The 23,823-nt window shown below is 40.1% G+C and carries 22 protein-coding genes; 19 read left to right on the top strand and 3 right to left on the bottom strand.

Annotation, left to right across the window (positions count from 1 at the left end; genetic code table 11):
• Nucleotides 1–13 precede the first annotated feature (13 nt).
• From FXF36_RS02175 to FXF36_RS02115, 13 genes are all read left to right on the top strand, one after another.
• Nucleotides 14–1,639 carry a DUF6270 domain-containing protein gene (locus FXF36_RS02175; protein WP_151622256.1) on the top strand — a complete coding sequence of 542 codons (1,626 nt, stop codon included), beginning with the start codon at nt 14–16 and terminating at the stop codon, nt 1,637–1,639.
• Nucleotides 1,640–1,940: 301 nt separating this feature from the next.
• Nucleotides 1,941–2,384, top strand: a complete 444-nt coding sequence (locus FXF36_RS02170) for an Rpn family recombination-promoting nuclease/putative transposase (RefSeq protein ID WP_151622255.1) — start codon at nt 1,941–1,943, stop codon at nt 2,382–2,384.
• A gap of 32 nt (nt 2,385–2,416) precedes the next feature.
• Nucleotides 2,417–2,755: a hypothetical protein gene (locus FXF36_RS02165; protein WP_151622254.1), complete on the top strand. Its 339-nt coding sequence runs from the start codon at nt 2,417–2,419 to the stop codon at nt 2,753–2,755.
• 73 nt (nt 2,756–2,828) lie between these two features.
• Nucleotides 2,829–3,941, top strand: a complete 1,113-nt coding sequence (gene glf, locus FXF36_RS02160; RefSeq protein ID WP_151622253.1) for a UDP-galactopyranose mutase — start codon at nt 2,829–2,831, stop codon at nt 3,939–3,941.
• Between the two features lies 1 nt (nt 3,942).
• Nucleotides 3,943–6,066: an HAD family hydrolase gene (locus FXF36_RS02155; RefSeq protein WP_151622252.1), complete on the top strand. Its 2,124-nt coding sequence runs from the start codon at nt 3,943–3,945 to the stop codon at nt 6,064–6,066.
• 213 nt (nt 6,067–6,279) lie between these two features.
• On the top strand, nt 6,280–7,278 hold the full coding sequence (locus FXF36_RS02150; RefSeq protein ID WP_151622251.1) for a glycoside hydrolase family protein: 999 nt from the start codon (nt 6,280–6,282) through the stop codon (nt 7,276–7,278).
• Between the two features lie 411 nt (nt 7,279–7,689).
• Nucleotides 7,690–8,892, top strand: a complete 1,203-nt coding sequence (locus FXF36_RS02145; RefSeq protein WP_151622250.1) for an acetyl-CoA C-acetyltransferase — start codon at nt 7,690–7,692, stop codon at nt 8,890–8,892.
• Nucleotides 8,893–9,117: 225 nt separating this feature from the next.
• The gene (locus FXF36_RS02140) at nt 9,118–9,990 is read left to right on the top strand and encodes a 3-hydroxyacyl-CoA dehydrogenase NAD-binding domain-containing protein (protein WP_151622249.1); all 873 of its coding nucleotides are present in this window, start codon (nt 9,118–9,120) and stop codon (nt 9,988–9,990) included.
• Between the two features lie 267 nt (nt 9,991–10,257).
• Nucleotides 10,258–11,427: an acyl-CoA dehydrogenase gene (locus FXF36_RS02135; RefSeq protein WP_151622248.1), complete on the top strand. Its 1,170-nt coding sequence runs from the start codon at nt 10,258–10,260 to the stop codon at nt 11,425–11,427.
• 39 nt (nt 11,428–11,466) lie between these two features.
• The gene (locus tag FXF36_RS02130; protein WP_151622247.1) at nt 11,467–12,249 is read left to right on the top strand and encodes an electron transfer flavoprotein subunit beta/FixA family protein; all 783 of its coding nucleotides are present in this window, start codon (nt 11,467–11,469) and stop codon (nt 12,247–12,249) included.
• Nucleotides 12,250–12,267: 18 nt separating this feature from the next.
• On the top strand, nt 12,268–13,314 hold the full coding sequence (locus tag FXF36_RS02125) for an electron transfer flavoprotein subunit alpha/FixB family protein (RefSeq protein WP_151622246.1): 1,047 nt from the start codon (nt 12,268–12,270) through the stop codon (nt 13,312–13,314).
• Nucleotides 13,315–13,444: 130 nt separating this feature from the next.
• Entirely contained in the window at nt 13,445–14,806 is a 1,362-nt protein-coding gene (locus FXF36_RS02120) for an MATE family efflux transporter (RefSeq protein ID WP_151622245.1), read from the top strand.
• Between the two features lie 44 nt (nt 14,807–14,850).
• Nucleotides 14,851–16,605, top strand: a complete 1,755-nt coding sequence (locus FXF36_RS02115) for a glycoside hydrolase family 2 protein (protein ID WP_151622244.1) — start codon at nt 14,851–14,853, stop codon at nt 16,603–16,605.
• On the opposite strand, the gene FXF36_RS02110 is transcribed toward FXF36_RS02115, so the two are convergent.
• Nucleotides 16,571–17,026, bottom strand: coding sequence for a threonine/serine exporter family protein (locus FXF36_RS02110; protein ID WP_151622243.1), 456 nt, complete (start codon nt 17,024–17,026; stop codon nt 16,571–16,573). The two genes, FXF36_RS02115 and FXF36_RS02110, sit on opposite strands and share 35 nt — an antisense overlap.
• Nucleotides 17,026–17,802 carry a threonine/serine exporter family protein gene (locus tag FXF36_RS02105; protein ID WP_151622242.1) on the bottom strand — a complete coding sequence of 259 codons (777 nt, stop codon included), beginning with the start codon at nt 17,800–17,802 and terminating at the stop codon, nt 17,026–17,028. Before FXF36_RS02105 ends, FXF36_RS02110 begins: the two co-directional genes overlap by 1 nt.
• Before the next feature lie 370 nt (nt 17,803–18,172).
• On the opposite strand from FXF36_RS02105, the gene FXF36_RS02100 reads away from it, so the two are divergent.
• The 3 genes from FXF36_RS02100 to FXF36_RS02090 all read left to right on the top strand — a co-directional run bounded on the left by FXF36_RS02100 (nt 18,173) and on the right by FXF36_RS02090 (nt 20,623).
• On the top strand, nt 18,173–19,051 hold the full coding sequence (locus FXF36_RS02100; protein WP_151622241.1) for an Mrp/NBP35 family ATP-binding protein: 879 nt from the start codon (nt 18,173–18,175) through the stop codon (nt 19,049–19,051).
• A gap of 195 nt (nt 19,052–19,246) precedes the next feature.
• A complete protein-coding gene (locus tag FXF36_RS02095) occupies nt 19,247–19,768 on the top strand; it encodes a peptidylprolyl isomerase (RefSeq protein WP_151622240.1) in 522 nt (173 codons plus the stop codon).
• Nucleotides 19,769–19,996: 228 nt separating this feature from the next.
• A complete protein-coding gene (locus tag FXF36_RS02090; RefSeq protein WP_151622239.1) occupies nt 19,997–20,623 on the top strand; it encodes a hypothetical protein in 627 nt (208 codons plus the stop codon).
• Here the strand turns inward: FXF36_RS02090 and FXF36_RS02085 are convergent.
• Nucleotides 20,586–21,827, bottom strand: coding sequence for an HlyC/CorC family transporter (locus tag FXF36_RS02085; RefSeq protein WP_317617426.1), 1,242 nt, complete (start codon nt 21,825–21,827; stop codon nt 20,586–20,588). The genes FXF36_RS02090 and FXF36_RS02085 overlap by 38 nt on opposite strands.
• A gap of 153 nt (nt 21,828–21,980) precedes the next feature.
• On the opposite strand from FXF36_RS02085, the gene FXF36_RS02080 reads away from it, so the two are divergent.
• The 3 genes from FXF36_RS02080 (at nt 21,981) to FXF36_RS02070 (ending at nt 23,586) form a co-directional block, all read left to right on the top strand.
• Nucleotides 21,981–22,190, top strand: coding sequence for a type II toxin-antitoxin system HicA family toxin (locus tag FXF36_RS02080; RefSeq protein WP_202880052.1), 210 nt, complete (start codon nt 21,981–21,983; stop codon nt 22,188–22,190).
• Nucleotides 22,191–22,230: 40 nt separating this feature from the next.
• On the top strand, nt 22,231–22,566 hold the full coding sequence (locus FXF36_RS02075) for a type II toxin-antitoxin system HicB family antitoxin (protein WP_151622237.1): 336 nt from the start codon (nt 22,231–22,233) through the stop codon (nt 22,564–22,566).
• A 66-nt stretch (nt 22,567–22,632) separates the two neighbouring features.
• A complete protein-coding gene (locus FXF36_RS02070; RefSeq protein WP_151622236.1) occupies nt 22,633–23,586 on the top strand; it encodes a tetratricopeptide repeat protein in 954 nt (317 codons plus the stop codon).
• Nucleotides 23,587–23,823 lie beyond the last annotated feature (237 nt).

Here is a 23,823-nt window from a genome sequence, read left to right as displayed (position 1 = left end):
GAGTTAGTATCTAATGACTAATAAAGAATGTGTAATAAAAAATAAAAGCATAAAAGATGATATTCTTTGGTTTGAAATTGAAGGGATACCCGAAGGAATTGTACAGTTTCAATTGAAGTATCTGGATGTAGATAATAATAAGTCTCCAAGAACCTGGACTCAAATTGTGGCGTTTGACCAAATCGAGGCTATTGTTAACGATAAATATTTGGGTATTGGACTAGACATGCTTTGCTTCACTGAAAATGTTTCTGGTATTGAATTAACTGTAGTAATCGGAAATGAAACATACAATGTGACAGATAACAGTAGAGATGAGGTTATTGATTATTTGAAATTTAGTTTGTCGAGAAATACAATATATATTTCCTTACAAGCTCCTATGGATAATAATGTTTATTCAAGAATATCATTTTCCGAAGGTCCCGAAACTGACAAATTGGTAATTGCGGGACTTCCAAAGGACGAGAACTATGTACCAACTTATTTTTTGATGGGTAAGAGGTATTGTACAGATAGTAATGTGGGGCCTAAAAATCGAAAAGATATTATTAGACATGGTGATGAATGGATAGTTTTATTGAACAAAAATAAATATTGGGATTATTCACAAGACAACTATACATTAGATTGTTATGTAGAATATCATCATAAAAACTATAACTATTCTATAGTATTGCCTTTAATGGTAGAAGACTTTGTTGAGTATAAAATTCATACATCGGATTGCGAAAGAAAGTGGTATAAAACAATTCAAGGAACATTGGCTTGTTATGTAAGAACAAATAGTAGTACATCAATAGAGCACAGGCAAAATGATGCTTTAAAAAAAATAAAGGTTGCAACATGGGGAAGTTGCTATACAAGAAATATGTTTCAGAACTTCTACAATGATAATTGGCGAAGTATAATTGATGTTTGTGATTCGTATTTTTGGTTCTCAGCAATTTCAGCAACATCAGATAAATGCGATCAAAATATATCAAATGCTTTTAAAAAGCAGGCTAGTGAAAGAAATCTTACGAATGTAAATCGAGAAATGGATAAGCAAACATTTGAGTATTTAAAGGAGAGTAAGGCTGAATATCTATTGATTGATTTTTACGCAGACGCTGTAGCTGGAGTAAGAAGAATAAATGATGATTGTTATATAGGACAAGGCGTAGCATTGTCACCAGATATGCAACTATCGGACTTGTATGAAGAAATAATTCAACGTAATTATGAAAAATTGGATTATAGAAATGCTGATTATTGGCAAATATGGACTCAACATTGTGATGTTCTAAACGAAAGATTGGAAAAACTTGGTTTTTCTAAAAATATTATACTTGTAGAGGGGGCATTTATAACAAAATTCAAAGATAGTAATAATAATATAGCAGATTATAAAGAGATAGATTCGTTAAAAGATAAGATTGATTTAAGTAATCTAAAGGCTCGAGAAGGATTATGGATGAAAATGAATGATTATTACAAAGCCTTGAATCCTAATTGTAAAGTGCTTAATATGGGAACTTACAATTATTTAGGAGATAAAGAGAATAAATTGCTTGGTCCAAATCATTATGAGCATAATTATTATAAATCTGAATTTGCAGAATTATGTAAGTTGATTTTAATGGATAGGATTTCCTAAAATTATAATTTAGTGATGAGATATTTTTATCTTTAGTGAACGGAGACTCGAACGGATATCGATTAAATGTTCGATAAAACTATGGTAAACTATTACTATTACTAGTTTAGATAGTTTAGATATAGCGTAGGACCATCATTATCGTATAGTCCAAAAGTAATATTCGCTATACTATAGAAAGAGTTATACCATGGGATGTAGAGACAAGCTTACTAAGAAGTACATGAGAAATCCTGAGAAGTTTGCAGACTTCTTTAATGGATTAATCTATGATTGAGAAGAGGTCATTGACTGGAAGGAGTTGCAAGAAGTCGATGCAACCAGTCTGATTAACATACCGCTAACCGGAAGTAAAAAATCAATCACAGTTCAAAAGATTCGTGATGTCATTAAATCTGCAATCGTAATGAGGGGCAATTCGAATTATTTTGTGTTGCTTGGAATTGAGAATCAAAGCGATGTTCATTATGCGATGCCTGTTAGGACAATGCTTTACAATGCGCTTACTTATGCTGAACAGGTAGAGTCAATAGCAAAAGAAAGAAGAACAGAAGCAATTCAAGACGCTAGTACATTTTTATCTGGATTTACTAAAGAGGATAGACTTATACCAGTTGTTACTGTTACAATTTATTGGGGTATTAATTCATGGGATGGTCCAACTACTCTTAAAGAGATGATGGCTTCAATGGATGAGAAAATAGCTTCATTTGTGGATGATTGTAATATTAATTTTCAATTATAGATTTAGATGTTATTCCTGGCTTTAAAACCAAATTGCGGGAACTTTTTACGTTTCTTAATAGAAGAAATGATGGTGAAAAGTTGAGGGAAGCAGTTAGAAATGACATTTCATTTAGTCAGATGGACAGAGAAACAGCTGAACTGATGAGTGAGTTCGCTTCTTTGGAGTTGCCAAAGAAGAACAAGGAGGGTGAGTACGATATGTGTAAAGCAGTTGAAGAACTGAAAGAAGAAGGCAGAGAAGAAGGCAGAGTGGAAATGCTTGTTTCACTAGTCAAAGATGGACTGCTGAACATTGAAGAGGCTGCTAAGAGAGCACATATGACGGTTACAGACTTTGAGAAGCTGGTAAATACATCCGAGAGTAATTAAAACAAACCATTCTCCCATCCTCCGGTGGGAGAATTTTTACAGTAAACCTCTAGGCTAAAAGGAGAGTAAGACTATGTACGATTATTTAGTAGTAGGATCTGGACTTTTTGGTGCAGTGTTTGCACGTCAGGCTACAGATGCTGGCAAAAAGGTTCTCGTTATCGACAAGAGACCTAATATCGCAGGAAATATATATACAGAAAAGCAGGAAGGTATTCATGTGCACAAATATGGTGCACATATCTTCCATACAAATATGAAGCATGTATGGGATTATGTAACTAAGTTTGCAACTTTTAATCGCTTCACAAATTCACCAGTTGCAAATTATAAGGGCGAGCTTTATTCACTCCCATTTAATATGTATACCTTCAACAAGATGTGGGGAGTTGTAACTCCAGAAGAGGCTGCAGCAAAGATTGAGGAGCAGAGAAAAGAGGCTGGTATCACAGAACCTAAGAACCTTGAGGAGCAGGCAATCTCACTTGTTGGAACAGATATCTATGAGAAGCTTATCAAAGGCTATACACAGAAGCAGTGGGGCCGTCCTTGTACAGAGCTTCCAGCATTCATCATTAAGAGACTTCCAGTGAGACTTACTTTTGATAACAACTACTTCAATGCTCTTTATCAGGGTATTCCAATAGGTGGTTACACAAAGATGGTTGAGAACATGCTTGATGGTATTGAGGTACGTCTTAATACAGATTATCTTGAGAACAAGGCTGAGCTTGATGCCCTCGCAGAGAAGGTAGTTTACACTGGTCCTATTGATGCATACTTTGATTTCAAGCTTGGTACTCTTGAGTATCGTTCAGTTAGATTTGAGAACGAGACACTTGATAAGCCAAACTTTCAGGGAAATGCTGCTGTTAACTATACAGATGCAGAGACTCCATGGACTAGAATCATTGAGCACAAGTGGTTTGAGTTTGGTAAGGATGATGAAGGAAATGATATTCCTAAGACTATCATCAGCCGTGAGTACAGCTCAGAATGGAAGCCTGGCGATGAGCCATACTATCCAGTAAATGATGAAAAGAATGGAAAGCTATACGAGCAGTACAAAGAGCTTGCTGAGAAAGAAGACAAGGTTCTCTTTGGTGGACGTCTTGGCGAGTACAAGTATTACGATATGGATGCTGTGATTGATTCAGCATTAAGATTTGCAGAGAAAGAATTATAGAATGAGATTAAAGTTATACATATTCCTGGTAAATAAATATCCAGGAATTAAGTCGAAGTATCATGCTATGCATGACAATTCGACTGGAATTAAGAAGTTTTTATCATACCTTTACTTATTATGGCTTAATTTTGCCTACTATATTTTGCATATGCATTTTCTTGGTGAGGATGACAAGGCCAAGACTTATGAATACAAGAATGTGGAATATAAGAAATCGGAGATGGAGCTTTTTAAAAAAGAATTCCCAGATATTTCTGTGGATAAATTCGTTGAAAAGCTTTCAAAGTATGATGTTGTCTCCTTTGATATATTTGACACTTTGATTTTCAGACCGTTATCTGAGCCAGCTGATTTGTTTTATTTGATTGGCTGTCGTTTGGATTTCTTGAACTTTAAGGATCTTAGAGCACGTGCTGAGTATGAGGCTCGATTAATTAGAGCCGAAAGACTTAGAAAACAAAAGAAGAAATTCGTTGACTACGAAGTAGATATTGACGACATCTGGAACCGTATGCATGACATCACCGGTTTGGATGCAGCCAGAGGAAAGGCTATCGAAGAGGAATTAGAGTTTGACATATGCTATGCTAATCCATTTATGAAGCAGGTATTTACCCGCCTTCAGGAAATGGGAAAGACTATTGTCATAACTTCTGATATGTATCTTACTAAGGATTTTCTCGTAAAGATGCTGGAAAAGAATGGCTACGCAGGCTACGAGAATATTTTCGTTTCTAATGAATATCATAAGAGTAAGAGCGATGGTCGTCTCTATGATGTAGTTAAGAAAAAGATGGGCGAAGACCTCCGCTATATACATGTGGGTGACAATACGCATAGTGATATTGCAATGGCAAAGGCCCATGGTTTCGATACACTATACTATCCAAATGTAAATAGGAAAACATTACTGTTCAGATCCTATGATATGTCTCCTATTATTGGTGGAGCATATCGTGGTATTGTAAACAACCGTATTTATTCAGGCGCAGACGAGAAGTCTACTTCTATGGAGTATGAGTACGGTTATATTTACGGTGGTCTTTTCGTGATGGGTTATTGTTCGTATATTCACGAATATGCAAAGCTTCATAATATTGATAAGCTGCTTTTCCTATCGCGTGACGGAGATACTATCAAGCAGGTATACGAGATGATGTATCCTGACGAGAGTGATAGTGGCAGAACAGAATATGCATACTGGTCTAGAAAAGCTGCGACTGTCCTTACCTTCGAGCTAGACAAAAGCGATTATTTTAGACGATTCCTTTATCATAAGGTTAACCAGAAGTATAAGCTTTCAGAGATTCTGTCATCAATGGAGCTAACAGACCTTGCAGACAAGGTGGAGGGCTACACCATTGCCAACACAAAGGTGGATTTGATTGGCGCAGAAGGACGAAAGATAAAGCTTCATTTAGAGGATGAGCTTACTACGAAGAATGTGGAGATTCTCAGAGTATGCTTAGAGGAGAATGCTAACAGAATAGTATCCCTCTATCAGCAGCGAGACAAAGCGGCAAAGCGTTACTATGAGAAGATGCTTGCAGGCTGTGACAAGGCTCTCCTTGTGGATATTGGCTGGGCAGGAAGTGGCGCCATAGCTATACGCAGATTATGTAATGAAAAGTGGAACATTCCATGCGAAATCCTTGGAATGATTGCAGGTACAAACACTGTTCATAATGCGGAGCCATATCAGACAGAGACATTCCTTCAGACCGGAGTTATGTCTGCATATCTGTACTCTCAGAGCTTCAACCGTGATCTGCTTAAAAAGCATGATCCATCCAAGGACTACAATGTTTTCTGGGAGCTGATTCTTGCCTCTCCAACCAGACAGTTCAAGGGATTTAAACTTTTAGATAATGGAGCTGTAGGGTACGACTTCGGTAACTACGATGACAATCTTGATGGAATCAAAGAAACACAGCAGGGTATATTTGATTTCTGTAAGGAATATATGGATGCCTTTGGTTCACCAGCTGATGGCGATTACAAGCACCTATACAACATCAGTGGTAGAGATGCATACGCTCCGATTCTTGCAGCATCAGGCAATAAAGAAAAGTATCTTAAAACAATACGTGACAAGTTTAAATTAGAACCAAACGTAGTATAAGTGTGGTATTTGCGCCATGTGTCTTTAATAAGACATGTGGCGTTTTTCTATACAAAAGAAAATATTCTGAGTATTTGAAAGTTTTGTTAAAAATTTTTTAACAGATAGTTAAACTTTAGTATAAGTACTGTGAACTTTCGTTTTAATGGCATAGCTCATGATAACCTTTGTAAAAGAGCTATTATTCCCCCTTAAGATAAGGAGGACGGGGTTATGAAAAAGCGGCCATTTACAAAGAGAAAGTTATTATTGTTTTTGCAAGTCGTTGTGATAGTCGGAGCGGTGGCATTTTTGACACTACCAACGGCAAAAAAACAATATGAAGATTATGAAAGAAGCATTCAGGAGGATAACGTTCCTTTAGCAGGCGGGGGCGTTTATAAATACTGTCCAACATCCATAAATGGTAATGTATTGTATTGTTCTAATGAGGCTACTCCTGGGGAGGTGAAGGATGGTATCTGCTACAATGGCAAACGAGTTCTCGCCACCACATCTGGTGCTTGGGATTCAGTGCAGGTTTGCGATCCTACTGTTGTAGAAGGGGATTTTACATACGAAGGAAACTCTTACACATATTTAATGGCATATTTAGGTTGCGCGACCTATGATTGTACAGCCAATGAAGTTGGATTTGCTGTTTCAAATGATTTAACAAGTTGGGAAAAAACAGGACGAATTGTGTCCGCATCTAGAGATGGATACTGGGGAGTGGGCCAGCCATCATTGATTAATTACGATGGCCGTATTTTCCTGTTTTACACTAGTGGAACTGCGAGTCAGACTACTACCTATGTGGAAGAGCTTGATTGCTCTGATTTGGATAATGTTCAGAGACTTGGAAAAGTACAAGTGTCCTGCAACTATGATTTCATCAGTAATGCAGATTTTGCATACTCAGATGGAACACTCTATATGACCTGCGATACACATCCATTCCCATCAGGAGATTTGAATTTTATTTCAGCCGAGCAATCAGTTTACAGTGCTTCCTGGGATGGCAGTCTTGATTCGCTGAGTAGCATGGACTGGATGAGAATCGCATTAATTGGAGAGGCCACAACTGGTCATGATAGAAATCACAATGGTTGTTTCGCAAGAGACGGATATGGAAGATTATCATCAAGAACATTGTATGTTACCACCGCAGATGAGGTGGGAAGCTGGAGTGAAAATCTTTATACTTACAGATTTACGACAGTAGGCTTTTAAAAATCTGTGTGCGAATTTATATTAAATTTTCATAGCGATAGACACAATTTGGAAACCACGGCAGCGTGCTGCGGTTTCCTTTTTAACGTAAAATCAAGGTTTTTTGATAATTTTTTAACAAGCGGAGTGAGAGAATTGGAGAATATACACTAGAATATTCTGAAAATGAATATAAGACCTGACATTCTGACGAAAATCTTTGTTGAAAATGTGACGAAACTATGTTAATATTTTCACATCGGTGACGGAATGGGGTCTTTTTTTTTGAGATGGTTCGTTAAAAAATTAACAGTTTAGAAGATGTACAATTGTGCAACATGTATAAAGTGTTGATGATTTAATGAGTTGTCTTAAGAAATATTACTCTATGAGGTCAAAATAAAAAGTATTTCTAAAAAGGAGAAAGAAAACATGGGAAAAAAAGTAGTTATTGCTAGCGCATGTAGAACAGCGATTGGTACTATGGGTGGATCACTTAGTACTACACCAGCAGCAGACTTAGGTGCCATCGTAATCAAGGAGGCAGTTAAGAGAGCTGGAATCAAGCCAGAGGATGTTGAGCACGTATACATGGGTTGCGTTATCCAGGCAGGTCTTGGACAGAACGTTGCTCGTCAGGCAGCTATCAAGGCTGGTCTTCCAAACGAGACAACAGCTGTTACAACAAACGTTGTTTGTGGTTCTGGTCTTAACTGTGTTAACCAGGCTGCACAGATGATCATCGCAGGTGATGCAGATGTAGTAGTAGCAGGTGGTATGGAGAACATGTCTTTAGCTCCATTTGCACTTCCTAACGGACGTTATGGTTACAGAATGACATGGCCAAGCGCAAGCCAGGGTGCTTTAGTAGATACAATGGTAAAGGATGCTCTTTGGGATGCATACAATGATTACCACATGATTAAGACAGCTGACAACGTAGCTGAGCAGTGGGGTCTTACAAGAGAAGAGCTTGATGAGTTCGCAGTAGCTTCTCAGAACAAGGCTTGTGCAGCTATTGAAGCTGGCGCATTCAAGGATGAAATCGTTCCTGTAGAAATCAAGAAGAAGAAGGAAACAGTTATTTTCGATACAGATGAAGGCCCAAGACCTGGTACAACAATCGAAGGTCTTGCTAAGCTTAAGGCTCTTTATCCAGACGGAGTTGTTACAGCTGGTAATGCTTCAGGTATCAACGATGGTGCTGCAGCACTCGTTGTTATGTCTGAGGAGAAGGCTAAGGAGCTTGGTGTTAAGCCACTCGTTACTTTCGTAGCTGGTGCTCTTGGCGGATGTGCTCCAGAAATCATGGGTGTTGGTCCTGTTCCAGCAACAAAGAAGGCTCTTGCTAAGGCTGGTCTTACAATTGAGGATCTCGATGTTTACGAGGCAAACGAGGCATTCGCTGCTCAGTCAGTAGCAGTTGGTAAGGACCTCGGCTTCGACCTTAAGAAGCTTAATCCAAACGGTGGTGCTATCGCACTTGGTCACCCAGTAGGAGCTTCTGGTGCTCGTATCCTTGTAACACTTATTTACGATATGCTTCACAACCCAGAGTACAAGAAGGGTCTTGCTACTCTTTGCATCGGTGGCGGTATGGGTTGCGCTACTATTGTAGAGAAATATGAAGCATAAAGCTTAATCGTTAAGACAATAAGACTACATACAGTAGTTTATATTATTCAATCAACTAAAAATATTAAGTGAGCTCCAAATAATTTTAAGTAGGTTGTAGGTATCAAGCACTGATATTTCTCATGCGAGACATGTAGTCGAGCAGAGAAATTATCAGGCTTGTAGCCGTAACAACCGAGAGAAAGAGTAAAGGGAGCGGACTAAATTATTCAGGAGGAATATAAAATGAAGGTAGGCGTAATTGGCGCAGGTACAATGGGCCAGGGCATTGCTAAGGCATTTGCTATGGTTGATGGCTATGAAGTAGCTCTTTGCGATATTAAGCAGGAGTGGGCTGAAGGCGGTAAGGACAAGATTGCTAAGGGTTATGCAAGACTTGTTGAAAAAGGAAAGATGGAGCAGGCAGCAGTAGATGCTATCCTCGCTAAGATTACTCCAGGTCTTAAGGAAGACCTTTGCAAGGATTGTGACCTTATCGTTGAGGCTGCTTTCGAGAACATGGAAGTTAAGAAGACAACATTCAAGGAGCTTGATGAAATCGCTAAGCCTGAATGCATCTTCGCTTCAAATACATCTTCACTTTCAATCACAGAGATTGGTAACGGTCTTAACCGTCCAATGATTGGTATGCACTTCTTCAACCCAGCTGACAGAATGAAGCTTGTTGAGGTTATCGCTGGTGTTAACACACCTGCTGAGACAGTAGATGCTATCAAGAAGATTTCTGAGGAAATCGGAAAGACTCCTGTACAGGTTAACGAGGCTGCTGGTTTCGTAGTAAACCGTATCCTTATCCCAATGATCAACGAGGCTGCTTTCATCAAGATGGAAGGTGTTTCTGATATCGCTGGTATCGATGCAGCTATGAAGCTTGGTGCTAACCACCCAATGGGACCACTTGAGCTCGGCGATTTCATCGGTCTTGATATCTGCCTTGCAATCATGGACGTTCTTTACAACGAGACAGGCGACAGTAAGTATCGTGCTTGCCCACTTCTTCGTAAGATGGTTCGTGGTGGTAACCTTGGTGTTAAGTCTGGTAAGGGATTCTACGTATACAACGCAGACCGTACTAAGACAGCAGTAGATGCTCAGTAAGAGCAATATTTTTGCGAAGCAAAGGTATTGCCACGACGCACATCCATTTGCGAAGCAAATCTTAAATATGTGCGTCTTCCCGTTAGTGGATATGTAAATTAAATTGAAATCATTACTATATGATTAGATAGCCTGTAGCTGACAAGCTCTGATAATTCTCAAGCGAATCGTGTTAGATGAGCGGAGAATTCATCAGGCTTGTAAGTGTAACAGGCGAGAGAATAACTAAAGAAATGATTTCTACAATAAATTAAGGAGATTCAGATCATGGATTTTACATTAGATAAGAAGCATGAGATGGCTAGACAGCTGTTCAGAGAATTCGCTCAGAACGAAGTTAAGCCAATGGCTCAGGAAATTGATGAGACAGAGCAGTTCCCACGCGAGAACGTAGAGAAGATGATGAAGTACGGCTTCATGGGTATTCCTGTACCAAAGGAGTACGGCGGACAGGGCTGTGACGTTCTTACATACGTTATGTGCGTAGAGGAGCTTTCAAAGGTTTGCGGTACTACAGGTGTTATCGTTTCTGCACATACATCACTTTGCTGCGATCCTATTCTTACATATGGTACAGAAGAGCAGAAGCAGAAGTTCTTAGTTCCACTTGCAAGTGGTAAGAAGCTTGGTGCATTCGCTCTTACAGAGCCAGGTGCTGGTACAGATGCACAGGGTGCTCAGACAAGAGCTATCGAAGATGGCGATTCTTGGGTACTTAATGGTTCAAAGTGCTTCATCACAAACGGTAAAGAGGCAGATATTTATATCGTATTTGCTGTTACAGATATTGTTGAAGATGCTAAGGGACGTAAGTCTAAGAAGTTCTCTGCATTCATCGTAGAGAAGGATACTCCTGGATTTACATTCGGTACAAAGGAGAAGAAGATGGGTATCCGTGCTTCTTCTACATACGAGCTTATCTTCCAGGATTGCCGCATTCCAAAGGAGAACCTCCTTGGACCTAGAGGCAAGGGCTTTGGTATCGCAATGCACACACTTGATGGTGGACGTATTGGTATCGCTGCTCAGGCTCTTGGTATTGGCGAGGGCTCAATCGATGCAACAATCGAGTTCGTAAAGGAAAGAAAGCAGTTTGGTCGTCCAATCGCTGCATTCCAGAACACAGCATTCCAGCTTGCTGATATGAAGGCTCGTATGGATGCTGCTAAGTATCTTGTATACAACGCTGCTTGCACAAAGGACGTTTACACACAGGATCACAAGACAAGCTACTCTATCGAGGCAGCTGAGGCTAAGCTTTTCGCAGCTGAGGCAGCTATGGCTGTTACTACAAAGGCTGTACAGCTTCACGGTGGTTATGGTTACACAAGAGAGTACGATGTTGAGCGTATGATGCGTGATGCTAAGATCACAGAAATCTACGAAGGTACATCTGAGGTTCAGAGACTTGTTATCTCTGGCGCAATGCTCAAGTAAGATTGTTTATTATCGTGTAAATAAAAGGAGATTAAATACATGAATATCGTAGTATGTATTAAACAGGTTCCTGACACAAAGGGCGGCGTAAAGTTCAACCCAGATGGAACTCTTGATAGAGCTTCAATGCTCGCAATTATGAACCCAGATGATAAGGCAGGTCTTGAGGCTGCTCTTAGAATCAAGGATGAGACAGGCGCAAAGGTTACAGTTGTAACTATGGGTCTTCCAAAGGCAGATGATATGCTTCGTGAAGCTCTCGCTATGGGTGCAGATGAGGCAGTTCTTGTTACAGATAGACGTCTTGGTGGCGCAGATACATGGGCAACATCTTCAACAGTAGCAGCTGCTGTTAAGAAGCTTGACTATGATCTCATCATCACAGGTCGTCAGGCTATCGATGGTGATACAGCTCAGGTAGGTCCACAGATCGCTGAGCACCTTTCACTTCCAGTTATCTCTTATGCTGAGGATATCAAGGTTGAGGGCAACAGCGTTGTCGTTAAGCGTCAGTATGAGGATAGATATCATGAGGTTAAGGCACAGATGCCTTGCTTAATTACAGCTCTTTCAGAGCTTAATCAGCCACGTTACATGACTCCAGGCGGAATTTTTGATGCATATGAGAAGGAAGTTACTGTATGGGGCCGTGATGATCTTACAGATCTTGATGATGCAAACATCGGTCTTGCTGGTTCTCCAACAAAGATCGCAAAGGCATCTGACAAGGTTCGTAAGGGTGCAGGCGAGAAGGTTGCTCTTGACCCTAAGGAGTCAGTAGAGTACATCGTTAACAAGCTTAAAGAGAAGCATGTAATTTAATAAGAGGAGGCAAATAGAATGTCATTAGAAGAATACAAGGGCGTAGCTATATTCGCTCAGCAGGTTGATAATAAACTTAGCTCAATTGCCTTCGAACTTATCGGTAAGGCACATGAGCTTGCAGCAGATTTAGGAACAGACGTAACAGCAGTAGTACTTGGTTCAGGTATCGCTGACCTTGCAGACAAGCTTGGTGAGTACGGTGCAGACAAGGTCGTTGTTATCGATGATCCAGCACTTGAGACATATCGTACAGAGCCATATGCACAGGCTCTTACAGCTTATATTAATGAGTACAAGCCAGAGATTATGCTCGTTGGCGCAACAGCTATCGGTCGTGATCTTGGCCCTACAGTTTCAGCACGTGTTAAGACTGGTCTTACAGCTGACTGTACATCACTTGAGATTGGTGATTTCCCACTCGTAGCTAAGGAAGGTCAGGAGCAGAAGCACAATCAGCTTCTTATGACACGTCCTGCATTCGGTGGAAACACAATCGCTACAATCGCATGCCCAGACAACCGTCCACAGATGGCTACAGTTCGTCCAGGTGTTATGCAGAAGCTTCCTAAGGAGGCTGGTAGAAAGGCTGAGGTTATCAACTACAAGCCAGAGCTTAAGGAGAACAACCGTTACGTTGAAATCCTTAACATCGTTAAGAATGCTACATCTACAGTAGATATCATGGATGCTAAGATCCTTGTATCTGGTGGTCGTGGTGTTGGTTCACCTGAGAACTTCAAGCTCCTTGAGGATCTTGCAGAGGTTATCGGTGGTACAGTTTCTTGCTCACGTGCAGTTGTAGATTCAGGCTGGAAGCCAAAGGATCTTCAGGTAGGTCAGACAGGTAAGACTGTTCGTCCAAACGTTTACTTCGCAATCGGTATCTCTGGTGCTATCCAGCATACAGCAGGTATGGAAGAGTCTGATATCATCATCGCTATCAACAAGGATGAGAATGCTCCTATCTTTGAGGTAGCTGATTACGGTATCGTTGGCGATCTTAACAAGATTGTTCCAGCTCTTACAGAGGCACTTAAGGCTGAGCTTGCTGACAAGCAGTAGTCTAGGGCTTCAAAATAACCTAGGGGCAATATCTATACTTACATAAGTTTAGATTTTTCCTATAATTTCTTTCTTTAATTTTTTGAGGGCAGGTCTTTTAAGACCTGCCCTCATTGGTTATAATCAAACTATGAAAACTCAAAAGCTCGATATGACTCACGGCCCTCTCTTGGGGAAGCTAATTATTTTTACAATTCCTATTATCCTGTCAGGTGTGTTACAGCTTCTTTTTAATGCAGCTGACGTTATTGTGGTGGGAAGATTCGCAGGTGAAGCCAGCCTTGCGGCTGTCGGTTCCACCAATTCATTGATAAATCTCATGACCAATCTTTTCATTGGTATGTCCGTTGGTGCCAATGTTTGCGCTGCTCAGTTCTATGGGGCAGGCCAGAATGAAGATGTTAAGAAAACTGTACATACCAGCACTGCATTTTCAATAATTTGCGGTGTTATTTTAATATTTATTGGTTTGTTTGGTGCACGACCTATGCTTGAGTTGATGGGCTCACCAGTGGAGGTTATTGATTTGGCAGCTCTCTATGTGCGAATTTACTTCATGGCTATGCCTGCGGTAATGCTATACAATTTCCTTGCTGCTATACTCAGAGCTTCTGGAGACACCTCACATCCATTGATGTTTTTGACAATAGCAGGTGTAATAAATGTATTATTTAACCTTTTGCTGGTAATAGTATTTAAGATGGGCGTGGCTGGTGTTGCAATAGCCACCGTTACTTCCAACTATATTTCCTGTGGATTATTGGTGGGCTTCCTAATGAGACAGGAAGGTTGCTTGAAGCTGGAATTGCCCCAAATATCAATAGATAAACGAATTCTTAAAAGAATAATTAAGATTGGCCTTCCTGCTGGAATACAGGGCACTGTATTTTCACTTTCAAACGTAGTTATTCAATCAGCAATTAATTCTTTCGGTACTGCTGTAATTGCCGGCTCTTCAGCGGCAGGCAGCATTGAAGGCTTCGTATATATTTCTATGAACTCTGTATCTCAGACAACAGTGACATTTGTCGGACAAAACTATGGTGCTGGAAATGAGAAACGAGTTAAGAAGGTAATATTTGAGACACTTGGTATTGTTATAGTTGTGGGGCTTGTTATGGGCAACCTGGCTTACGGTTTTGCCCCACAGCTACTTGGAATATACACAGACAGTGCGGATGCAATTGCAGCTGGAACCCTTCGTCTTTTCTGGGTTTGCTGTTTCTATGCTCTGTGTGGAATTATGGATACGCTCACTGGAGGACTTAGAGGATTGGGGCACTCTACAGTTCCTATGATTGTATCTCTGCTTGGCGCTTGTGCCACACGCTTGCTTTGGATTGCAACATTTTTTCAGATTCATCATACACAGGATGTGCTTTTCTTCTCATACCCAGGCAGCTGGCTGTTGACACTCAGTGTCCATAGTATATGCCTAGTAATCGTATATAGAACGTGGGTAGCGAGAAAACAATCTGAAGTCAGAATATAACAAGGCTTCCCCTCGAGGGGAAGCCTCTGGAGAAGGAGGAGATTATGAATTGGAAGGACATGCTTTCAGCTATTTCTAAGCCTGATAAAAATGCGGCTAGATATGAGCTCTCTACAGACTTTAAATACACTGGCCTGCAGGAATACCCACGCCCGCAGCTTCAAAGAAAGTCCTATATCAACCTGAATGGTACCTGGAACTATCGTATACTCAGTGGCCAAGGAAGAGTGGTTTCGTCAGGTGATATAGAGGTGCCATTTTCTCCAGAAACAAAGCTTTCTGGAACGGATGGACATGTGCTTCTTCCTGAGGAGACCTTGGAATATGCAAGGCATTTCAATATGGACAGGTTAAAGAAGACAAAGCGACTTCTTCTTCATTTTGGCGCGGTGGATCAGATTGCTCATGTGTCCCTGAATGGTATTAATATTGGGGCGCATGAGGGCGGTTATACTTCATTTACTTTTGATATTACAGACTACGTGGTTGAAGGTGATAATGAACTGAAGGTTAAGGTTCGTGATTATACTGACAGGATTGGCTATGCTAGAGGCAAGCAATCCTTGGAACCAAGTGGCATGTGGTACAGTGCACAGAGTGGTATTTGGCAGACCGTTTGGATGGAATGGGTTCCAGAAGTATATGTGACGAAGCTTATAATGATACCAGACATCGACAAGCATTGTCTGAAACTCATTATGAAAGTCTCTGAGAAGAAGGGTCAGGTGAAAATTGACTCGTCTAATCAGGATTTAATAAAAGAAGTACAGGTAGACCAGATACAGGATGATAAGCTATATATCACCGTCAAACTTGCAAACTACAAGTTATGGACACCAGAGGAGCCAAATCTGTACTTTATCAACATTGAATACGGCAAGGATGCATTCTCGTCGTATTTTGCAATGCGACATTTTGGCGTGGCGTCTGATGAAAATGGAATTCCAAGATTGACTCTTAATCACAAGCCTTACTTTATGAATGGCGTTTTGGATCAGGGATATTACCCGGAGAGTCTTATGACGCCGCCATCTGACGATGCAATGATTAATGATATTGAGACCCTAAAGAGTCTTGGCTTCAATATGATTAGAAAGCATTGCAAATTAGAGCCTATGCGCTGGTATTTTCACTGCGACAGGATTGGAATGATTGTTTGGCAGGATATTGTAAACGGCGGTACCAAGTATGATATGAATATGATTTGTAATATTCCTACAGTGGTTCGTCCATTTGGAAATGCCAAGGATAAAAACAGACTATTTCTTAGATTTACTGGACGCAACACCGAAAAGTCAAAGCAGGTATGGCATCAGGAGTGCAAGGAGATGATTGAACAGCTTATCAGTGTTCCTTGTCTAGGGCAGTGGTGCCTGTTTAACGAGGGTTGGGGACAGTTCGATGCAGCGGATTGCCTGGAATATGCTATGAAGATTGATAATACAAGACCATTCGATGCGGCCTCAGGTTGGTTCCACGAGGACTGTGGAGATGTGTTCTCAGAGCATATTTATTTTGAAGAATTAAAGGTTAAGCAGGGGCAGAGACCTTATGTAATCTCCGAGTATGGTGGATTTTCGATGAAGGTAGGAAATCATGTGAAGCGTGATGCTATTTATGGCTATAAGAAATATGAGCACCAGAAGGATTTGCAGGATGCATATGATGAACTGATGGCAAAAATAAAGTCCCTCGAGGAAGAGGGACTTGCTGGAGCTGTATTTACTCAGGCAACTGATATCGAAGACGAGCTCAATGGCCTGATTACTTACGATCGGAAGGTGCAAAAGCTTTATTAAACCAGCTCTGTGGGAAAGCCATGCTAAGGATGATTCCCATTACGATTGCACCGGCAGTTTTTATGGTTTGCAAGCCGTATTGGCTGAAGGAAACCATATCATTCATAATTAAATAATAAGATGTGTAGTAAATGCCTGCACCGGGTACCAAAGGGAAGATTCCTGAAATAAGGTAAACGGTGACGGGCTTTTTTCTTTTGGCTGCAAAGATTCTTGAGAAAATGGTAAGTGCTAATGCACCAACAACATTTCCTAAAGTAGCAGCATCCATAGAAGTCCAAATCAGATAGTAAAAAATCCATCCGATGGCACCGGATAAGCCACAGTAGAAAAGCTCAGACCTTGGAGCTGAAAACACAATTGCAAATGCGATTGTGGCAATCATACTAACAATAAATTCTATGCAATACATGTAATACATTATAAATAAGCACCTCCACCAATAAGTTGAACAATTGTGATTACGATACCAACGCCAACTGCAATACAAAATGCGGTTAGCAGTGCATCAATAAGGCGGATGGAGCCTGAAAGATAATCGCTATTGATGAAATCGCGGATACTGTTTGTCAACGGAATTCCAGGAACTAAAGGCATTATTCCACCGATGATGACTTTATCGGAGTGGATATGAAGCCCTGATGCTGAAAAAAGTATAGCAAGGATAGTTATAAAGATGCTTCCCAGAACGTTTGTGACGGTCTTGGAATTGTTCATTTTGCTCTCAAAATGAAGGAATATTCTAAGCAGGCAGCCGACGATTGTAGCGATGATACCATCTAAAGCGGTGCCGCCAAAAAGGTAGGCAAAGCCACCGCAACCGATTCCTGTGGCAATAATCATTACAGGAAGATTGTAGCCAGGGAGCTTCTTACAATCCTCAAGCTTGCCCCATGCATCCTCGATTGAAATTGTCTTCGCACAAACCTCACGACAAAGACTGTTAAGAGCAGCAATTCTGCCAAGGTGCATTGGATACATAGGAACGTGTCTTATCATAGAACTTGCGTGAACTGTGGTCTCATCCGCACTGGCGAAGATACCATTGCTGAGAACATATACATCGCAGTCTGTAATATCATATGAATTTAAAATGGCGAGGACCGAATCCTCAACTCTATATACTTCAGCTCCGTTTCTGAGCAAAATATCACCCAGCTCCACAGCGAAGGATAGAACATTTTTTGTGTCTGTCATTTGTATACCTCGGTTTAATTATTCACTTCATTATAACTAAGATAGGGAAAAATAAAAACTCTCTTTTAAGGGTATATTATCAATTAATAGAGGTTATTTAGTGAATATTTGTTAATAAAAGGGGAAAATGTGGATAAGTTGTTTATTAGATTAACTTATCCTCAACTAAAAATTTTGAATTGTGGAAATTGTGGATAACTTGGTTGATAAGTTGGTGCATGTAACAACAATTCCGATAAACACTGATTTTTCAACGAATTTTGATAATTGAGCCATTGTATTTACAAATGTACGAGTACAATGTGTGAGAATATGTTATACTAATTGGCAGTGTAAATAATTAAGTTATCAACAAATAGGAGGTTTAATAATGGCAGATAATAGTTCATGTGCTTCAGCCAGCTCTTGCTCAAGAGGCTCTTGCGAGGGATGCCCTTCAGCAGAGGCTTCAAAGGCAGGCATTAGAAATACAGCTTTTCTTGAAGCACCAAATGCTAATTCAAATATAAAGCATGTCATCGGCGTTGTATCTGGAAAGGGTGGCGTTGGTAAATCAATGGTCACATCTTCACTTGCTGGCGTTATGGCTCGAGCAGGATACAAGGTAGGTGTTCTTGACGCAGATATTACAGGTCCATCTATTCCAAAGATGTTTGGTGTACACGGTCCAGCTGCAGCAAACGCTGAGGGCATTATGCTTCCAGAGGTTGCAGAGGATGGCACCAAGATTATGTCAATCAATCTTATCCTTGATGATGAGGAGTCTCCAGTAGTTTGGAGAGGTCCAGTTATCGCAGGAGTTGTAAAGCAGTTTTGGACAGATGTTGAGTGGGGTGAGCTTGATTATCTCTTTGTAGATATGCCACCAGGAACAGGTGATGTTCCTCTTACATGCTTCCAGTCACTTCCAGTAGACGGCATCGTAATCGTTACAAGCCCTCAGGAGCTTGTTCAGATGATTGTGAAGAAGGCTTACAACATGGCTGATATGATGCACATTCCAGTGCTTGGTCTTGTTGAAAACTACTCTTATATTAAGTGCCCTGACTGTGGCAAGAAGATTGAAATCTTCGGAGAGAGCCATATCGACGAAGTGGCAGCAGAGCTCAAGCTTCCAGTTATTGGCAAGATGCCTATGGATCGTGCACTTGCTACAGCAGCAGATGCAGGTCGCATCTTTGATGTAAATAACGAATACCTCGAGGGTGCCAAGACAATCCTCGAGAACGTAGAAACTACAATTAAATAATTAGATAATTAAATATTAAATTAACAAACAGTTTTTAAATGAGCTGGTAGGCTATAAATTTTGACTGTAGCTGTCAAGCTCTGATATTTCTTAAGCGAGACATTTAGTCGAGCGGAGAAATCATCAGGCTTGTAAGCGTAACAGTCAAAGATCCTGTAGCCGTAACTAGCGGATTTAAGGAAGGAGAATTATTTTATGGCACAGAATCCTGTAGTTACGATTGAAATGGAGAATGGGGATATCATGAAGGCTGAGCTTTATCCTGAGATTGCCCCAAACACAGTTAACAACTTCATCAGCTTAATTAACCACAATTTCTATGACGGTGTTATTTTCCACCGCGTAATCAATGGCTTTATGCTTCAGGGCGGAGATCCAGACGGAACAGGTATGGGCGGCCCAGGTTATTCGATCAAGGGTGAGTTCTCAAGCAACGGCTTCAAGAACGATCTTAAGCATGAGCCAGGCGTTCTTTCAATGGCTCGTACAATGATTCCTGATTCAGCAGGAAGCCAGTTCTTTATCATGCACAAGACAAGCCCACATCTTGATGGAGACTATGCTGCATTCGGTAAGGTAATCGAGGGTATGGACGTTGTAAACAAGATTGCTGAGACAGATACAGACTGGTCAGACAGACCTGTACAGGAGCAGAAGATGAAGAAGGTTACTGTTGAGACATTTGGTGTTGAGTATCCAGAGCCAGAGACAGTTTAATTTTTGCTTTACTTAGCTTTCAAATTATGTTAATCTAACGGCACGCGTTTAGCGTGTCGTTTTTGTTTTCTATTAATCACATCGATTTATTCCCACGGGAGTAGTATGCAATTTAATACTTTAACAATATGTTTTCTGTTATGGGGCATTACAGGCATTATTTCAATTGTGTCAGCAATTGTGCATCGTCATTCAATGAAACAGTTGCATCAGAAAAAGAGACTATACATGTTTCGACTTATTGATATAGCGGCAACAGGTGCAATGCCTTCGGAAATACTGAAAAGTCTTTATTATACCTTTATTGACGATAGGTTTATGGCCAGAATTTTGATAAAGGCGATGAAGCGGCCACCATCAAAAGGATTTTCTTACGTTTATTATCATATTGGCTGTAAGCCGATGAAAAAGCTTCATACCTATATTCTTGATAGAAATGCGGTGACTCTAGGAGGAAAGGCTGGAAAGATGCCGGAGGATATTGTCAAAGAGCTAAGAGCGGAGGTTGACACATGGTCAACTGAGAGCGCGGAGGATTATAGGATGAGTTGGAAGAAAAAGATTGAGGCAGCAATAGTGAAGAATCTCCTTCTTTTCGCAAATCTATATTTGTACATCAACCTCAAAACTGAAATAAGTCTTTGGATATTTGTTTTTGTAAATACGGCAGGAGTTATCCTGAATATAGTTCTGGATTATGAATGCTGTATAAAAGATAGAAGGTTGGGAATGATAAAAAATAAGACCCATCCACCTGCAGCTGGATTGCATATTGCGTTCCAGATGATTGGTGGATTAGGTCTGATAATCAATATTTCTACTGCTGTGGCTGGGTGGCTTGGGCCGATAGCTTGATGCGAAGCTTTGTGATTCTCTTTTTTTCTACGGCAAGGACACGGATGATAGTTCCATCCTCTGAGACGTAAGTCTCTCCTACGTTTGGAAAGTGGTCGAATGCGCCGACTATGTAGCCTCCGATTGTATCGTAGTCGTCGCTTTCAAAGCCAAGAGGAATAATATCGCATAAATCTTCAAGATTCATAGAACCAAGGACTTGATATTCTCTTTCGCTCAGGCGGACAACTGGGTCTTCCTCATCCTCATCATATTCATCGCGAATTTCTCCAACTATTTCCTCTAGGAGATCTTCAAGAGTAATCATGCCGGAAAGCTCGCCATATTCGTCAAGTACAATTGATAAAGATGCAGATTCTTCACGCATTTCATCAAACAAGTCAGAGACATTCTTCATTTCATAGGTAAAATAGGCATCTCTAAGATAGTCGGTGACCTTGAAATCTTCAGGCGGATTTAACCCTAAAAAATCCTTCATATTGACGATGCCAAGTACTTTTTCAGTGTCTGGCTCGCACACGGGAATTCTTGTGTACATATCCTCTTTGAAAACAGCAATTAGCTCTTCATAGGTGGCATCTGCATCCACCATTGTCATATCGATTCGAGGAATCATGACTTCTTTGGCGCAGGCATCAGAGAAATCAAACACCTTGTGAATCATTGTGCGCTCATCCTGCTCTATAGCACCTGATTCATGGCTGACATCAACCATAGTGCGGATTTCTTCTTCGGTGATGGTCTCGTCCTTGAAGTCAGGGTCGATGCCGAACATTCTGATAAAGATACCTGAGAGAAAGTTGATTATTTCGATGACAGGAGTGAGCAACCACATCAGAGCTCCTATAAAAGGCGCAAAAGTAAGGCTCAAGCTGGTTGAATTTAATGTGGCAATTGATTTAGGGGTAATCTCACCAAATATAAGTATTAACAATGTGAGAATACCTGTGGCTATTCCAGCACCTACACTACCAAATATATCAATAGCTAGAGTGGTTGCTAAAGATGAAGCGGATAAATTAACTATATTATTTCCAATAAGAATAGCAGATAGCATCTTCTTTGGTCGATTTACAACTTTTAATACTCTTTTGGCTTTTTTATCCCCATCATCCGCCATTGTTTTTAGCTTTATTTTATTTACGGTTGTTAATGCTGTTTCAGCAGATGAAAAGAATCCTGATAAGATAAGCAGAACTAACAAAATAAAAAATTTAACTAACAAGTGAACATCCAAATGTAAAAGGCCCTCCTTAGTAATAGAAATGATAATATCTTCATTTGCGACATATTATAACACATATGTACATTGGTGGGAATTTTATATAATTTGAAAATAGTACTAAATGGTGGTACCATGAATAATAAAGATAAGAAAATTCTTAGGGATATTTTTTATAATCCCATCAGATCAGATATAAAATGGTCAGACATAGAGCATTTATTTATTTTATTAGGTGGAAAAGTCACTGAAGGGAATGGCTCAAGAGTCAGAGTTGAACTTAATAAAGAAAGAGCTGTGTTTCATAGACCACACCCAGAGAACACTACAGACAAGGGGCTGTGAAATCAGTTAGAAGATTTTTAGAGAATGCGGGGGTGACAGAATGATGAACTATAAGGGTTATATTGGAAAAGTAGAGTTTGATGATGAACAGCATATTTTTGTGGGCGAAGTTATAAATACAAGGACTGTTATTACTTTTCAGGGTTCTTCTGTAAAAGAGCTTGAGGAGGAGTTCAAAAATTCTGTTGAGGATTATTTGGAATGGTGTAAGGAAGATGGTGTGGAGTATGAAAAGCCATATTCTGGAAAGTTTAATGTGAGAATTAATCCTCAGCTTCATCAGAGAGCAGCAGTTGGTGCCAAGATGCTGGGGATGTCTCTGAACTCTTTTTTGATAAAATCCTTAGAGGATGAACTGAATTTAATGCATATTTAGTATAGTATTTTCTTTGTATATACTTTAAAGTTAATAATATACAAAAACATAAAAGAGAGAATCTGTATGAAGAAAAGACTGCTAACGTTAGCATTAATCATAGGTGCTGCTGGCTGTTTGACAGGCTGCAGCAGGTATAATCAAAAGGAAATTCAGCTGAGAGATCAGGGTGTAGCTGCAATGGAAGAGGGGAATTATGAGGAGGCGGTTAGTCTCTTTGATAAGGCCCTTGGATGTTCTATAGGAAAGGTTACTGACCTGGAGCTTGATATTGACTATTACAAGGCAGCTGCTCAGTTCAAAAATAATCAGTTTGAGGATGCGGCTTCAACTTACACTTACCTTATCAAGTATGACGACAAAAACTACAAGCCATATTTTCTTAGGGGAAGCATTTATGCCGGCGAGGGAGAGATTGGTCAGGCAATTAAGGATTATGATGCTGCTGTTGCCATTGATGAAAAGAACTATCTATTATATATAGAAATATATGATAACCTGAATGCTCTGGGGTACACCGATCAGGGCTTGGTATATTTAAATAATGCGCTTGAGGTTTCAGATAAATCTGCTGAGTCAAAGTATTTTAAGGGCAGGATTTATTATATCCTTGGACAGAGTGACGAAGCAGAGAAACTTTTGAAGGAAGCTAATGAAAAGGGTGTAATAGACGCAAAGCTTTATCTGGCAAAAATCTATCAGGATAATTCTGATTATGTTTCAGCCCAGGCGCTGCTTGAAGAATATGCTGCATCAGAAGAGGTTACAAGTGAAGCCCTTGGAACATTGGGAGATATTGAGCTTACCTATGGCAATTATGAGAATGCTCTGAACTATTATGAGGCTGGGTTGAGCCTTGATTCAATAGACAATATGTCACAGCTTATGAAGGGGAAGGTTGCTGCCCTGGAAAAGCTTAACAGATACTCAGAAGCCAAAGAGGTGCTGGCACAATATATAGAGAAGTACCCAAATGACGAGGAAGCTCAAAAAGAGCAAATATTCTTGCAATCGAGATAAATACGCTGAAAAGACACGCTATATATAGTGTGTCTTTTTTATGTCTAAATACAAAATATTGTGTGCGTTGAAACATAATTCTACTTAGAAAATAATCAAATCTCAAATGTGATTTTAGGTAATTATGACGAAAAGCACTATATATAGTGATTAGACATTGACCCTTTACTATATATTTTGTTAACATATATTCAAGTCAAAAGAGAGGAAATGCATCAGACGTCGGATGCATTTTAT

The organism is Pseudobutyrivibrio xylanivorans, assembly GCF_008935055.1.
GTDB lineage: Bacteria > Bacillota > Clostridia > Lachnospirales > Lachnospiraceae > Pseudobutyrivibrio > Pseudobutyrivibrio xylanivorans_A.
Note: the sequence above shows the minus strand (reverse complement) of the source record. Positions and strands in the feature narration are given on the sequence as shown.

Coding starts and splice junctions, on each gene's coding strand:
- FXF36_RS02175 (WP_151622256.1), top strand. CDS start 14: ATGACTAATAAAGAATGTGTAATAAAAAATAAAAGCATAAAAGATGAT.
- glf (WP_151622253.1), top strand. CDS start 2,829: ATGTACGATTATTTAGTAGTAGGATCTGGACTTTTTGGTGCAGTGTTT.
- FXF36_RS02155 (WP_151622252.1), top strand. CDS start 3,943: ATGAGATTAAAGTTATACATATTCCTGGTAAATAAATATCCAGGAATT.
- FXF36_RS02150 (WP_151622251.1), top strand. CDS start 6,280: ATGAAAAAGCGGCCATTTACAAAGAGAAAGTTATTATTGTTTTTGCAA.
- FXF36_RS02145 (WP_151622250.1), top strand. CDS start 7,690: ATGGGAAAAAAAGTAGTTATTGCTAGCGCATGTAGAACAGCGATTGGT.
- FXF36_RS02140 (WP_151622249.1), top strand. CDS start 9,118: ATGAAGGTAGGCGTAATTGGCGCAGGTACAATGGGCCAGGGCATTGCT.
- FXF36_RS02135 (WP_151622248.1), top strand. CDS start 10,258: ATGGATTTTACATTAGATAAGAAGCATGAGATGGCTAGACAGCTGTTC.
- FXF36_RS02130 (WP_151622247.1), top strand. CDS start 11,467: ATGAATATCGTAGTATGTATTAAACAGGTTCCTGACACAAAGGGCGGC.
- FXF36_RS02125 (WP_151622246.1), top strand. CDS start 12,268: ATGTCATTAGAAGAATACAAGGGCGTAGCTATATTCGCTCAGCAGGTT.
- FXF36_RS02120 (WP_151622245.1), top strand. CDS start 13,445: ATGAAAACTCAAAAGCTCGATATGACTCACGGCCCTCTCTTGGGGAAG.
- FXF36_RS02115 (WP_151622244.1), top strand. CDS start 14,851: ATGAATTGGAAGGACATGCTTTCAGCTATTTCTAAGCCTGATAAAAAT.
- FXF36_RS02110 (WP_151622243.1), bottom strand. CDS start 17,026: ATGTATTACATGTATTGCATAGAATTTATTGTTAGTATGATTGCCACA.
- FXF36_RS02105 (WP_151622242.1), bottom strand. CDS start 17,802: ATGACAGACACAAAAAATGTTCTATCCTTCGCTGTGGAGCTGGGTGAT.
- FXF36_RS02100 (WP_151622241.1), top strand. CDS start 18,173: ATGGCAGATAATAGTTCATGTGCTTCAGCCAGCTCTTGCTCAAGAGGC.
- FXF36_RS02095 (WP_151622240.1), top strand. CDS start 19,247: ATGGCACAGAATCCTGTAGTTACGATTGAAATGGAGAATGGGGATATC.
- FXF36_RS02090 (WP_151622239.1), top strand. CDS start 19,997: ATGTTTCGACTTATTGATATAGCGGCAACAGGTGCAATGCCTTCGGAA.
- FXF36_RS02080 (WP_202880052.1), top strand. CDS start 21,981: ATGAATAATAAAGATAAGAAAATTCTTAGGGATATTTTTTATAATCCC.
- FXF36_RS02075 (WP_151622237.1), top strand. CDS start 22,231: ATGATGAACTATAAGGGTTATATTGGAAAAGTAGAGTTTGATGATGAA.
- FXF36_RS02070 (WP_151622236.1), top strand. CDS start 22,633: ATGAAGAAAAGACTGCTAACGTTAGCATTAATCATAGGTGCTGCTGGC.